This window comes from Nocardioides sp. (genome assembly GCF_030149505.1).
Classification (GTDB): domain Bacteria; phylum Actinomycetota; class Actinomycetes; order Propionibacteriales; family Nocardioidaceae; genus Nocardioides.
Genome location: NZ_JASBRN010000077.1, coordinates 54,367 through 68,178, shown reverse-complemented (window position 1 = coordinate 68,178; position 13,812 = coordinate 54,367). Strand labels below are relative to the sequence as shown.

Annotated in this window: 8 protein-coding genes, 1 tRNA gene and 1 other RNA gene; 8 read left to right on the top strand and 2 right to left on the bottom strand. The window is 75.8% G+C overall.

Annotated elements, in window-relative coordinates; translation table 11 throughout:
• Positions 1-64: 64 nt before the first annotated feature.
• Positions 65-4,090: a type VII secretion protein EccCa gene (gene eccCa, locus Q1V71_RS17675; protein ID WP_300645522.1), complete on the bottom strand. Its 4,026-nt coding sequence runs from the start codon at positions 4,088-4,090 to the stop codon at positions 65-67.
• Positions 4,091-4,258: 168 nt separating this feature from the next.
• Here eccCa and Q1V71_RS17670 point away from each other — a divergent pair, with 168 nt between their 5' ends.
• The 6 genes from Q1V71_RS17670 to Q1V71_RS17645 all read left to right on the top strand — a co-directional run bounded on the left by Q1V71_RS17670 (position 4,259) and on the right by Q1V71_RS17645 (position 10,817).
• Entirely contained in the window at positions 4,259-5,617 is a 1,359-nt protein-coding gene (locus Q1V71_RS17670; protein ID WP_300645521.1) for a hypothetical protein, read from the top strand.
• 229 nt (positions 5,618-5,846) lie between these two features.
• Entirely contained in the window at positions 5,847-6,179 is a 333-nt protein-coding gene (locus Q1V71_RS17665; protein ID WP_300645519.1) for a WXG100 family type VII secretion target, read from the top strand.
• A 19-nt stretch (positions 6,180-6,198) separates the two neighbouring features.
• Positions 6,199-6,495: a WXG100 family type VII secretion target gene (locus tag Q1V71_RS17660; RefSeq protein ID WP_300645517.1), complete on the top strand. Its 297-nt coding sequence runs from the start codon at positions 6,199-6,201 to the stop codon at positions 6,493-6,495.
• Between the two features lie 145 nt (positions 6,496-6,640).
• Positions 6,641-8,014: a type VII secretion integral membrane protein EccD gene (gene eccD, locus Q1V71_RS17655; RefSeq protein ID WP_300645515.1), complete on the top strand. Its 1,374-nt coding sequence runs from the start codon at positions 6,641-6,643 to the stop codon at positions 8,012-8,014.
• An 8-nt stretch (positions 8,015-8,022) separates the two neighbouring features.
• Positions 8,023-9,498: a type VII secretion protein EccB gene (eccB, locus tag Q1V71_RS17650; RefSeq protein ID WP_300645513.1), complete on the top strand. Its 1,476-nt coding sequence runs from the start codon at positions 8,023-8,025 to the stop codon at positions 9,496-9,498.
• Positions 9,489-10,817, top strand: a complete 1,329-nt coding sequence (locus Q1V71_RS17645; RefSeq protein WP_300645511.1) for a S8 family serine peptidase — start codon at positions 9,489-9,491, stop codon at positions 10,815-10,817. Before eccB ends, Q1V71_RS17645 begins: the two co-directional genes overlap by 10 nt.
• 221 nt (positions 10,818-11,038) lie before the next feature.
• On the opposite strand, the gene Q1V71_RS17640 is transcribed toward Q1V71_RS17645, so the two are convergent.
• Positions 11,039-11,124, bottom strand: a tRNA-Ser gene (locus tag Q1V71_RS17640).
• A gap of 167 nt (positions 11,125-11,291) precedes the next feature.
• On the opposite strand from Q1V71_RS17640, the gene ffs reads away from it, so the two are divergent.
• Positions 11,292-11,382, top strand: an RNA gene (ffs, locus tag Q1V71_RS17635) — signal recognition particle sRNA small type.
• 121 nt (positions 11,383-11,503) lie between these two features.
• Complete coding sequence (locus Q1V71_RS17630; protein ID WP_300645509.1) at positions 11,504-13,786, top strand: DNA polymerase III subunit gamma and tau; 2,283 nt, start codon at positions 11,504-11,506, stop codon at positions 13,784-13,786.
• Positions 13,787-13,812 lie beyond the last annotated feature (26 nt).

Below are 13,812 nucleotides of genomic sequence, written 5' to 3'. Positions count from 1 at the left end.
ACCGCGCCGCCCGGCCCGGCCGCCGCGCCCGCCCGCGGAGGCGGCATCGTCGTGGGCGGCGGCCTCAGATCGTCGGCTCGCTCCAGGCCGTCTGCACGACCTCGATGCCCCGGTCTCGGGTGATGAGCCGGCCGCGGCCGGGGGGCAGGGGGGTCGGGCGCAGGTTGCCCAGGAGCGGACCCTCGTCGGGGCTGCCCGACATGAGCAGGCCCGGCATCGCCAGGTCGCGCAGCGTCTGGATGACCGGCTCGTAGAGCGCGCGCGAGGCGCCGCCGGAGCGGCGGGTCACCACGACGTGCAGGCCGACGTCGCGGGCCTGGGCCAGCAGCGGCTGGAGGACGGCGACCGGGGAGCTCTGCTGGGTGGCGACCAGGTCGTAGTCGTCGACGAGCAGGAACACCTCCGCGCCCTGCCACCAGGAGCGGTTGCGGAGCTGGTCGGGCGTGACGTCGGGGCCGGGGATGCGCTGCTCGAGGTAGGCCGCGACGTCCTTGAGGGCGGGCGTCGCCTGCTGCGCGGAGGTGAGGTAGTTGAGGAGGTACTCCTCGGGCACCTCGCCCAGCAGCGAGCGGCGGTAGTCGACCAGGATGATCTGCGCCTCCTGCGGGCTGCGGGTGCGCATCACCTCCTGGGCGTAGGTGCGCAGCAGGCCGCTCTTGCCCGACTGCCCGTCGCCGAGGACCAGCAGGTGCGGCTCGGCGTCGGGGTCCAGGCCGACGGGGGCCAGGTCCTTCTCGTTGACGCCGAGCAGCAGCCGCCCACCGGGGCGCGGCGCGGAGTCGTCGACCTGCTCGGGCACCCGCGCGAGACGGCGTACGTCGGCGAGGTCGATGCGGTCCGGGAGCAGCCGCAGCTTGGGGCCGGCCGGGCCGCGCCAGGCGCGCGTGACCCGGTCGATGAGCCCCTCCACGCCCTCACCGAGCGACTCGGCGTCGGGGCGGCCGTCGATGCGGGGCAGCGCGCCGAGGAAGTGCAGCTTGGCCTGCACCAGACCACGGCCGGGGCGGCCGGTCGGGACGAGTGCGGCCATCTTCCGGTCGATCTCGGAGTCGATGTGGTCGCCGAGCCGCAGCTCGAGCCGGGTGCCGAAGACGTCGCGCATGGCGGCGCGGAAGTCCGACCACCGCGCGGCACCGGCGACGACGTGCAGGCCGAAGGTGAGGCCGCGGCCGGCGAGCTGCTGGATCTCCAGCTCGAGGTCGTCGAAGTCCGCACGCAGCGTCGACCAGCCGTCGACGACGAGGAAGACGTCGCCGTACCCGTCGTCGGCGCGGCCTTGGCGGCGCCGCGCGCGGTAGGTCTCGATGGAGTCGATGCCCTGGGCGCGGAAGTAGGCCTCGCGGCGGTCGACGATGCCGGTGACCTCGGCGACGATCCGGCGCACGACGTCGGGCTCGGAGCGGGTGCCGACCCCCGCCACGTGCGGGAAGGTGGTCATCGGCGCGAAGGCACCGCCGCCGAAGTCGAGGACGAAGAACTGCGACTCCGCCGGCGTGGTGACCAGCGACGCGCTGGTCAGGATCGTGCGCAGCAGCGTCGACTTGCCGCTGCGGGGACCGCCCACGACGGCGACGTGGCCGGCGGCGCCGGACAGGTCGACCGACAGGGTGTCGCGGCGCTGCTCGCGCGGGCGGTCGACGGTGCCGAGCGGAACGGTGAGGCCGCCGAGCTCGCGCCACGACGGGGAGACCAGGCCGAGCTCGCGGTCCTCGACCAGGTCGCCGAAGAGGCCGTCGAGGGTGTCGGGGACGTCCAGCGGCGGCAGCCAGACCTGGTGCGCGGCCGGGCCGTGGCCCTGCATCCGGCGCACGGCGATGTCGAGCAGTGAGGGCTGGTTGCCGACCTCCGCGGCCGGGCTCGGCGTGGGTGCCTGCTCGACCTCCGGCTCGGGTTCGAGGGTCTGCACCGCGGAGATCGTGAACGGCAGGATCCCCTGCACGTGGCCGCCCTCGTCGCGACGCACGCGCGACCGCCCGCTCGGCGGCCCGGAGACGTACGCCGCCTTGAACCGCTGCATGGTGGTCGGATCGGGCTTGAGGTACCCCAGGCCGGGCACCGCCGGCAGCTCGTAGGCGTCGGGGACCCCGAGGACCGCCCGGGACTCCTGGGCGCTGAAGGTGCGCAGGCCCACCCGGTAGGACAGGTGCGACTCGAGCCCGCGCAGCCGGCCCTCCTCCAGGCGCTGGCTGGCCAGCAGCAGGTGCAGGCCCAGCGAGCGGCCCAGGCGGCCGATGGCGACGAACAGGTCGATGAACTCCGGCTTGGCGCTGAGCATCTCGGAGAACTCGTCGACCACGATGAACAGCGACGGCATCGGCTCGAGGTCCTCCCCGGCCGCCCGCGCCTTCTCGTAGTCGCGGATCGAGGCGAAGTTGCCGGCCTCGCGCAGCAGCTCCTGGCGGCGCACCATCTCACCGGACAGTGCGTCCTGCATGCGGTCGACGAGGGTGAGCTCCTGGGACAGGTTGGTGATGACCGCGGAGACGTGCGGCATCTCCGACATCCCTGCGAAGGTCGCGCCGCCCTTGAAGTCGACGAGCACCATGTTGAGCTGCTCGGGGGAGTGGGTCATCGCCAGCCCGAGCACGAGCGTGCGCAGGAACTCCGACTTGCCCGAGCCGGTCGCGCCGATCACCAGGCCGTGCGGGCCCATGCCCTGCTGGGCGGACTCCTTGATGTCCAGGTGCACGAGGCCGCCGCCGTCGCCGACCCCGATCGGCACGCGCAACCGGTCGCGGGCCGGGCGGGTGCGCCACGCGGCGTCGGGGTCCAGCACGTGCACGTCACCCAGGCCGAGGACCTCCATGAAGTCGGTCGGCCCGGTGATCTCCGAGCTCGGTGCGGCGTCGACGGCGCCGGCGGAGACGGTGTGCAGGGCGGTGAGCCGGCGGGCGAACGCCTCGGCGGTGGCGAGGTCGCACTGGTCGCCCTTGGCGCGGATCGCGGGCTCGCGGACCCGCACCGCCTCCAGCGGCACCAGGCCGTCGGACGGCTCCTCGGCCAGAAGCGCCAGCCGCAGCCGGCTGGCGTCCTCCAGCTCGTCCCAGCGCGCCGGCAGGTCGAGCACGGTGACGCCGTGCAGCCCGTCGGGCGGGACGACGTGGTTGCCCGGCGGAAGGGTCGCGCCGTCGAGGACCAGCAGCACGTGGGGCGTGGCGGGGCGCTCGTCGGCGCCGAAGCGGGGCCGGTCGGCCAGGTCCGGCGGCAGCAGGTCGGCGAGCTCGTCGAGGGAGGTCGAGACCATCCGGCGCGGGCCCACCGCGTCGGACTCCTGCGGGCTGTGGCTGTGCGGCAGCCACTTGACCCAGTCCCAGTGCGCGAGCTGCCGCTCGCCCGCGAGCACCGCGACGACGAGGTGCTCGGGGGACTGGAAGGCCGTCGCGGAGCAGAGCAGCGCCCGCGCCAGCGAGCGGGCCGGCTCCTCCGGGCCGCACACCTCGATCCGGTCGAAGGCGCGCAGGTCGACCGAGGCCGGCAGGTCGGGCTGGTTGCGGTGGACGACGAGGAGGCGGTGCAGCGCCGAGGCCGCGGCCGGGTCGACCTGGTCGATCGGTGCGCTCTCGGGCGGGACCAGGCGCAGCGCGAGCTCCTGGTGGCACACGCCGTACCGCACGTGCAGGAACTCCGCGTCGGTCGAGGTGCGCTCCCAGACCCGGCTGCGTTCCTCGGCGAACGCCGGGAGCGAGGTGGGGTCGGGGTGCTGCCAGGTGAGCGCCTGGCGCTGCTGGGCGGCGGCGTCGCGGGCGACCGAGCGGACGGTCGCGAGGTAGCGGAGGTACTCGGTGCGCGAGCCGGTCACCGACTGCGCGCGCTGCTTCCGCTGCCGGTCGATCTGGACGACGATGAAGCCGAGCGTGGCGAAGAGGAACATGCCGGCCGCGATGTAGGAGCGGCCACCCCCGCCGCCCGCCCCGGCGCCCATCGAGGCGACGAGCACGATCGAGCCCAGGCTGCCGAGCATCGGGATGGCGTTCATCAGCACGCCGGCGGCGCCCTCGGACTGGTCGAGCTCGGGGGGCGCCTGCAGCTTGATCTCCCCGCTCGGCATCTCGGGTGCCTCGGGGCGCTGTCCGCGCAGGGTCGTCGTCACGGCGGGCGACTACCCTTCCCCCGCCCGGGCGAAACCGGGTCGGGCCGGTGGTCAGTACCTCCTGCGCCCGTGTCGCGGGGCGTGACCTGCGTGGTCCAGGAGAGCACCCGGTGCAGACCGGTGGCGCCGGGCGGTGTCGACCGCACCGTGGTGGGGAAGGGAGGTGCCGTGGCGGCAAGGACAGGGACCGGCGACGTCGTCGCGCTCAGTGTGCACGGCCCCGGCGGGGTCGTGGACCTCGTCGTCCCCTCCATGGCCACCGCCGCCGACGTCGCCCAGGAGTACGCCGAGCAGCTGGGCCTGCCCGCGGTGCCCTCGCTCGGCACCACGACCGGCCTCGCGCTCCAGCCCGCCCTGCCGCTGGCCGACGCCGGGGTCCGCCCCGGGTCGCTGCTCGTGGTGGTGCCCGACGCCGTCCCCGACCGCCCCGCCCGTGACGCCCAGCGCCCCGGCCGCAGCGCCGACGGCGGTCCCTGGCTGGCCGCCCTGCTCGTGGTCGCGGGGGCGCTCGCCCTGCTCGCGGGCTGGTCGGCGACCACCGCGAGCGCTGCCCTCCGCGACGTCACGGTCGCCGTCCTCGTCGGTGGCGCCGTCCTGGCCGCCCTCCCGGTCGGCCGCTGGGCCGCCGCGCGGGCGCTGGTCGCCCCGGCGTACGCCGGCGCCGCGGCGTACGCCGTCGTCTGGGACCCCGCGCCGGAACGGCTGCCCACCGTGCTCGGTGTCGCCGCGCTGGTCTCCGCGGTGGCCGCGGCGATCGCGCGGGCGCTCGCCCCGCACGGCTCGGAGGTGCTGCGCGTCTGGACCGTCGTGGGCCTCGGCTTCTTCCTCGTGACCATGGGCGGCGCGCTCGTGGGCGCGGGCTCCCAGCTGGTGTGGGCCGTGCTGCTGGTCCTGGCCATGCTGGCGCCCCGCTTCGTGCCCGGCTTCGCCGTCGACGTCCCCGACCAGATGCTCATCGACGTCGAGCGGCTCGCGGTCACCGCGTGGTCGGCGCGGGAGCGGCCGACCGGCCGCCGTGGCCGCACCGTCGTGCCGCCCGCGACCGTGCGCGCGGTCGCGGAGCAGGGCGCACGTACCGTGACCGCTGCCTCGGCCGGTGTGCTGGCGGTGCTGCTCCTGGCCGCGCCCGGCGTGCTGTCCTCGGTCGAGGAGTCGGCAGACGTGGTCGGCGCACGCCTGCTCGTGCTGCTCTCCGGCGGCGCGGTCCTGCTGGCCGCCCGCAGCTACCGCCACCGGCTGGCCCGCGTGCTGCTGCGCGTGGGCGGACTGGCCTGCTGGGCGGCGCTGCTGCTCGACCTCGCCCCGGCGCTCGCCGAGGGGTCGGGCTGGTGGCTCGCCCTGGGTGCGGTGGCTGTCGGCGCGCTCGTGGTCCTCGCGGCCGTCGCGACCGGGCGCGGATGGCGTTCGGCGTGGTGGTCGCGACGGGCCGAGGTGCTCGAGGGACTGACCGCGGCACTCGCCCTGGCCTGTCTCGTCCCGGCCAGCGGCCTGTTCCGGCACCTGTGGGAGAACATCCCCGACGTGTGATTCCCAGGCTGGTCCCCGCCTGGGAACGCACCCGGGAGCGCCTCGGGGTCCCCACCGGGGGGTCGGTCCTCCACAGCCCCGGGTCCATGGTGGTTTAGCGGGTAAAGGCGGGGGTACACGCCTGCTCGTCCAGCAGGAGCCGGTCCCACGGGGGCTCGGGCCGGCTGACGGACCCAGACACACACGACATCTCGGGCGACTTGGTCGCCTCCGAGGAAGGAGCAGGGCCATGGCAGCACCCGACTACGGCCAGGGCGAGAAGACCCTGACCCGCGCCGCCGGACTGGTGGCGGACGCCAAGGCGGAGTTCGACGGCATCTCCAAGACGCTGATGAACAACGTCGAAGCGCTGCGCAGCCAGTGGGGCGGCCAGGGCTCGACCTCGTTCCAGGCGCTCGCGATGGCGTGGAACGAGAAGCAGCAGAAGATCGTCAACGCGCTCAACGAGTTCGAGCAGAACCTCATCACGACCGAGAAGGACAACGTGTCGACCGACGACGCGCAGCAGTCCTCGATGACCGCCCTCCAGAACTCGCTGGGCGCCCTGCCCAACGGTCGCTGAGACAGGACAGGAGACAGACATGTTCGACGGCATCAGCGTCAACCACGGTGGCCTGGACATCGGCGCCACCGACCTCGCCAACGGGGTCAAGGCCATCGAGGACCGGATGAACCGCCTCGAGGACGACCTCAAGGAGCTCAAGGGCGCCGGCTGGTCCGGTAGCGCCCAGCAGGCCTACACCCAGGCCAAGGCCCAGTGGGACCAGGCGATCCACGAGATGAAGGACCTGCTGGCCCGCACCAGCGTCGCCGTCTCGACGGCCAACCAGGACTACCGCTCGGCCGACCAGCGCGGCGCCGCCCTCTTCGGGGGCTGAGCCTCACCCTCGGGGCCACCTGCGCACCTCGGCCCGTCCTCCCGGTCCAGACCGGGGGGACGGGCCGCTCTCGCGTGGGTAGGACCCACGCGTCCCCCGCACCCCGTCGCCCCCGTCCCCCGCACCGTCCTGGAGGGAACCCCCGATGACCACCGCGCCCCCCAGCGCCGCAGGAACCCCGTCCGTGGCCTCCGGCCTGGTCCGGGTCACCGTCGCCTCCGGCAGCCGCCGGGTCGACCTGGTCCTGCCCGGGGCGGTGCCCGTGGCCGAGCTGGTCCCCGAGCTGGCCCGCAGCGTCGGGCTGCTCGACGCGCTGACCGTCCACGGCGGGTACGCCGTCACGACCGCCGAGGGCCGCCGGCTCTCCGGCGACGTGGGCCTGCTCGTCCAGGGCGTGGAGGACGGCGGGCTGCTGACCGTGACGGCCGGTGTCGACGAGGAGCCGCCGCGGGTCTACGACGACGTCGTGGAGGCGATGACCGACGTCGTGGAGCGCGACCTGCGCCCGTGGTCGCCCGCCTCCGGTCGGCGTACGGCCCTGGTCGCCGCCGGCCTGCTGCTCGTCCTGGGGGCGGGCAGCCTGCTGCTGCAGACCGACTCCGCGCTCGCGGGCACCGCCGCCGTGGTGGTCGCCGCGGCGCTGCTCGGAGGCTCGGTCGTGCTCTCGCGCGTGCAGGGCGAGCGCGACGCCGCGGTCGCGGTGGCGTGGACGTCCGGGTTGTACGCCGCGGTCGCCGGGCTGCTCCTCGCGCCCGAGGGCGACCTGTTCGGACTGCCGGTCGCCATGGCCGGCCTGGGCGCGCTCGCCGCCGGCCTGCTCGCGCTACTGGCCGTGGGGGAGGGCCGCGCGCTCGTGCTGCCGCCGGCCATCGTCGGTGCGGTCTTCCTGGTGAGCGGGCTCCTCCTCGACGGCACCGGGGCCGAGCCCGCCCGCGTGCTGGTCGGGCTGCTGGTCCTGCTGGTCGTGTGCGGCAGCGTCTTCCCCTGGCTCGCGCTGGGCGTCACCGGGCGCAACGTCGAGCAGATCTACTCCGTCACCGACATCACCGCCGACCCCGAGGAGATCGACCCCGACGAGGTCGGCAGCGACGCCCGGCTGGCCCACGAGATCCTGGTCTCGATCGGCGCCACCGTCGGCCTGCTGCTCGTGGCGGTCGCACCGCTGGCGGTGGGGGCGGGGCTGTCCGGGACGCTGCTGGCCGTCGTCTGCGCGCTGGTCCTGATGCTGCGGACCCGGCAGTACCGCACCGGCACCGAGGTGCTCGTCGGGCTGGTCAGCGGGCTGCTCGGTCTGGTGTCGGTCGCGGTGTCGCTGCTGTGGCTGCACCCCGACTGGCGGCCCACCACCGCCGTCGTGCTGGCGGCCACCGGCGGGATCCTGCTCGCGGTCACCCTGGTGCCGTCGGCCCCCTCGGTGCGCCGGGCGCGCCTGGGCGACGTGGCCGAGACCGCGGCACTGGTCTCCCTGCTGCCGCTCGCGGTCCTCGCGACCGGGCTCTTCGACGCGATCAGCGGCTGAGGCGGGGCATGGCCACCAAGCGCGACCTCGTCGAGGCGCACTCCTTCTCCCGCCGCCGACTCGTCACCGCCTTCGTCTCGGGCGCCCCCGGCGGCCACGAGGTCGAGCCCGCGCGGCCCGGCCGCAGCATCGTCGGCGGCGCGGCCCTGTCGGTGCTGCTCATCGCCGGGGCCGCGGTGACCGGTGTCTTCTCCGACCGCCCGGACAGCGACTGGGACGCGCCCGGGCTGGTCATCAGCAAGGAGCAGGGCGCGGCGTACGTCATCCTCGACGACGAGGAGGAGACCGGCGAGCCGCCCGAGCTGCGCCCGGTCATCAACATCACCTCCGCCCGGCTGATCCTCGGCGCCGAGGGCCTCGAGCCCCGGATCGTCTCCCAGGAGACCATCGAGACCCGCCCGCTCGGCGAGGACATCGGCATCCTCAACGCCCCCGCGAGCCTGCCCGCGACCGACGACCTCGTCGACACCGGCTGGACCGCCTGCACCGGCCCGGACCGCGGCCTGACCGTGCGGGTCTCCTCGCAGGTGGGCGTGACGCCGACCCAGGGCACCGAGGCGGCCCTGGTCGAGGTCAAGGGGCCCGGGGCCGGCCTGTGGCTGGTGGCCACCGTCCCCGAGAGCACCCTGGGCCCGGCGCAGGCCTACCGCTACGCCGTCCCCGACGAGGACTCCGACGAGACCGAGGCCTTCCTGCGTGCCGTCGGCCTCAACGGCACCGCCGGTGCGGTGAAGGTGCCGAGGGAGTGGTTGGACCTCTTCCCGCGCGGCGGCGACCTCGACGCGGCCGCCTTCGACCTCGACGACCTCGGCGAACCGGCACCCGGCCAGCCCGACGGCGTCCGCGTCGGCGACTACACCCGCTCCGACTCCGGCACCGGCTTCCTGGTCGACGACACCGGGGCGCTGCAGCCGTTGTCCGCCTTCGCCCTCGCCCTGTGGAGCAACCTCGACCTCTCCTCGGGGGGTCGCGGCGACCGCGGGCCGCGCGAGCGCGACGGGCTCGACGGAGGCGCTGCCTCGGAGGGGTACGCCGCCGCGCGCTGGCCCCAGGACCTGCTCTCTGCCGTGCCCGGCCAGACGTGCGCGCTGCTGGACGCCGCCGCCGACCGGCCGCCTCTGGTGCAGCTCGCCACCTCACCCGACGAGGACGCCTCCGCGGACCGCGTGCTCGACCCGTCGCAGCGGCTGGTCGACGTGGATCCCGGCGCCGGGGCCTACGTCGTGAGCGGGGACTTCGAGGGTCTGGCCGCCGACACCGTGGTGGACGGCGAGCTCGCGGGCAGCCGGTTCGTGGTCGACCAGAAGGGCCGGGCCAACGCCCTCGTCGGCGCGGACACCCCCGAGCTGCTCGGGTACGGCGCGTACGCCGCCCCGCTGGTCCCGAGCACCTGGCTGGACCTCTTCGACGCCGGGGTGGCGCTGTCGCAGGAGGCGGCGCTCTGCCCGCCGCAGCCCGAGGGCGCGGAGCCGACGTGCGGCTGAGCCCCGCCGGCACCGCTGGTCGCGCAGCGAGCACCGGCGAGCGTCGTCGGGACCGGGTGACCCGCTCGTGGGCGGTGACCACGGTCCTCGGGATCGCCCTCGGCCTTCCCGTCGGCGTGGCCGCACCCGCCCACGCGATCGACGTCTCCTGCCTCGAGGTCGCCCCGGGCGACCCGCGTCCCACCACCGAGACCGCCAGCGAGGCCCTGCGGCGGGCGGGGGTGCTCGCCGCCCAGGACCGTCTCGAGCGCAGCGGCCGCGGCCAGGCGGGTGCCGGCACGACCGTCGCCGTGCTGTCCTCGGGCATCTCCGGCGCGGCGGACCTCCCGCTGGGCCCCGGCGGGACCTCGGTCGTCGGCCCGGGCCCGGTCGTCGACCCCACCGGCACCGTCGTGGCCGGCCTGCTCGCCGGGCCCGCGCGTGACGTCGACCTCCCGGTCGGCGTGGCGCCCGGGGTCGAGCTGGTCGACGTGCGCGTCTACGACACCGCGACCCCGACCCAGGAGGGCCAGGAGGCCCCGGACGCGGCGGCACTGGCCGACGGCCTGGCCCACGTGCGGGACCGGGTGCCGTCGGTCGACATCGTCGTCGTGCCCCTGCAGGTGCCGCAGGACGACCGGGTCGCCGACCTGGTGTCCGACCTGGTCGAGGCGGGCGTGCTGGTCGTGGCCCAGGGCGGTGACCGCCCGGTGGACCTGGTCGGCGAGGTGGCTGCCGACGCCGGGTCCGGTTCGCTCACCGCGCTCGCCACCCCTCGTCCCGACGAGGACGCCGGTCCGCTGGTGCACCCCGCGGCGCTCCCGGGCGTCGTCGCGGTCGGGCCGTTGCCCGAGCAGGTCAACGACCCGCTGCGCAGCAGCGCCCTCGACGTCGTCGCCCCTGCCGACGACGCCGTCTCGGTCTCGCTGGAGGGCGGCCACTGCGTCCTGGACGGCAACGGCTCCAGCGCCTGGTCCACCGGGCTCGTCGCCGGCGTCCTGGCCATGCTGCGCTCCGCCTACCCCCAGGCCGAGCCCGAGGAGCTCGTCGCACGCCTCGTCGCCACCGCCGACGGCCGCCCGGACGTGCGCTCGCCCCTCACCGGCGCCGGCCAGGTGCAGGCCCTCGCCGCGCTGACCGCCACGGCGGGGGAGCTGCGCGAGGGCGGGTACGCCGGGGACACCGACGTCCCCCGCCCCACCACCGCGGCCGCCGCCCCCGAGGAGCCCGAGGACCTGCTGGCCACCACCCGCGGCAGCGCCGTGTGGTGGGGGCTGCTCGGTGGCGGTGCGCTGCTGCTCGCCGTGCTGGCCCGCCCGCTCCTGGCCCGCCGCCGCTGACCCTGCGTCGTCGGGGCCGGGTGGCGCTCGCTACGCCGCGGACGACCGGGGGCGCCCCCTTCGTCGCTACCAGCCTCCTCGCTCGTCCCTCACGAGGAGGCCGCCAGACCCAACCACGCTCCTCCGGGGGCGCCCCCGGCCGTCCGCGGCCCCGCGCGCCGCCCGACAGCCGGGAAGCACGAACGGCGCCGACCTGTCGGTCGACGCCGTCCTCTCTGCGGCGGAGGTAGGGGGATTCGAACCCCCGAGGGCTATTAACCCAACCCGCTTTCCAAGCGAGCGCCATAGGCCACTAGGCGATACCTCCGCCGAGGAGGGTACCGGTGGGCCTGCGCCGCACGAAATCGCCTGCCGCGCGCCCGGACGGTGCTCCGGGCCGCGGTCGAGCGCGCGCGGCGGCGCGGGGCGGCGTACGACGGGGGGCCGGCCGGGCCGGGTTGGCCGCCCTCCACGCGCTCACCTAGACTCCCGGGCAACCCCCCGCGTGGCGGCACCTCGCCCAACTCCCCCAGGGCCGAGAGGCAGCAAGGGTAAGTGAGCTCTGTCGGGTGCGCGGGGGGCCTTCGTGTCCCTGGGGCCGCACGGCTCGTGCTGCTCCCGGGTCGACGACGGCCGATCCGGACGCCGTCCCCATGCCGTTCCCGCCGCCGTGGTGCGTTGTCGGCGGCCGTGGTTAGGGTCTGCACGTGGAGTCGCCGCTCGCCCTGTACCGCCGCTACCGGCCCGAGACCTTCAACGAGGTCATCGGGCAGGACCACGTGACGGCTCCCCTGCGCGCGGCCCTGGCCAACAACCGGGTCAACCACGCCTACCTCTTCTCCGGCCCCCGTGGCTGCGGCAAGACCACGAGCGCCCGCATCCTGGCGCGGGCCCTCAACTGCGAGCAGGCCCCGGTGGCCGACCCGTGCGGGGAGTGCGACTCCTGCCGCGACCTCGCGCGCGGCGGGCCCGGGTCGATCGACGTGATCGAGATCGACGCGGCCTCGCACGGTGGCGTCGACGACGCGCGCGACCTTCGGGAGAAAGCGTTCTTCGCGCCGGTGCGCAGCCGCTACAAGATCTACATCATCGACGAGGCCCACATGGTCTCCCCGCAGGGCTTCAACGCCCTGCTGAAGCTGGTGGAGGAGCCGCCGCCACACCTGCGGTTCATCTTCGCCACGACCGAGCCCGACAAGGTGATCGGGACGATCCGTTCCCGCACCCACCACTACCCGTTCCGACTGATCCCGCCGCGCCTGCTCTCCAGCTACCTCACCGAGCTGTGCGAGCGCGAGGGGGTCGCGATCGAGCCGGCTGCGATCCCGCTCGTGGTCCGCGCCGGTGGGGGCTCGGCCCGTGACACCCTCTCGGTGCTCGACCAGCTGCTCGGTGGCGCCGGCCCCGAGGGTGTCACGCACGCGCTGGCCACGGGTCTGCTGGGCTACACCCCCGACAGCCTGCTCGACGAGGTCGTCGACGCCTTCGCCGCCGGCGACGGAGCCGCGGTCTTCGGCGTGGTCGACAAGGTCGTCGAGACCGGGCAGGACCCGCGCCGCTTCACCGAGGACCTGCTGCGCCGCCTGCGCGACCTGGTGATCGTCGCCGCCGTGCCCGACGCCCCCGCGACCGGGCTGATCGACGTCTCCGAGGACGCCGGCGAGCGGCTGGTGGCCCAGGCCGCCCGGTTCGGCCCCGCCGACCTCACCCGCGCCGCCGACCTCGTGGCCGCCGGCCTCACCGAGATGCGCGGCGCCACCGCGCCCCGGCTGCTGCTGGAGCTGATCTGCGCCCGCGTCCTGCTGCCGGGCGCCGACCACGGCACGGAGGGCCTCGCCGCCCGCCTCGACCGGCTGGAGCGCCGAATGGCGGTCACCGGTACGCCGGCAGCGACCGCGCCCGCAGCCGCCGCGGCAGCGCCGGCCCGCCCGGTCCGACCCGCCCAGGTGGCCGAGGACGTGCCCGCGCAGGACCGTCCCGCTCCCGCTGCCCAGGCCCCCGAGCCGGTGCCGACCCCCGCGCCCACCCCGGCACCTGCCCAGGGCTGGCCCACCACGCCCGAGCCCGAGCCGGTCCCGCCGCACCCGGCGCAGCGGCCTGCGCAGCAGCACCCCGCGCCGCAGTCCGGGCCGCAGTCCGGGCAGCAGCCTCCGCGGGTCGACGCCACCGGCGTGCCGCCGCTCGCGGGTTCCGCACTCGAGCCATCCGCCGCTGCCGCGCCGGCCGCTCCGGCTCCGGCGCCGGATGCCCCGGCCCCGACGCAGGCCGCCCCCGGCGCGTTGTCGCTGGTCGAGGTGCGCCGGCTGTGGCCGGACATCGTCGATGCCACGAAGCTGCGTCGCCGGGTCACCTGGATCCACCTCACGCAGAACGCCCAGGTCGTGGCGGTCGACGAGCGCACTCTGACCCTCGGGTTCGCCAACGCCGGGGCCCGCGACTCCTTCGACGGCAACGGCAGTGCCGAGGTCGTGCGACAGGCAGCGATCGACGTGGTCGGCACCGACTGGCGGATCGAGACGATCGTCGACCCGGGGGCCTCGCCCGACGCCGGACCCCCGCCGTCCCCGCCGCCCGCCGCCCCCGCGGTCGACCCGCGTCCCGTGGCCGGCAGCGACCGACCGGCACCCCCCGCGCCCGACGCCGCTCCGGCCGACCCCGGCCCGTCGGCGGTCTCCGACGAGCCGCCGCCGCCCTGGGCGGTCGAGCCCCCGGCCGACCTCGACGACGGGCCGGAGCCCGGCGCGCCGGCGACGCCCGCGGCTCCCGCGGCACCGCCTGCCGGCGCCTCCTCGATCGCGGCCGCGCGCGGCGCGATCCAGCAGACCCGACCCGCCGGCGCTCCCGGCACCGAGCAGGGGCCCGACCTCCGCGCGGCCGACGCCGACGCCCACCCCGACGACGAGGTCCTCGACCACGACGACACGGCCGGGGCGGAGCTGCTGGCCCGCGAGCTCGGCGCCAAGGTGATCGAGGAGATCACCCACTCGTGAGCCCCCACCCATCGTGTTGAGTGGAC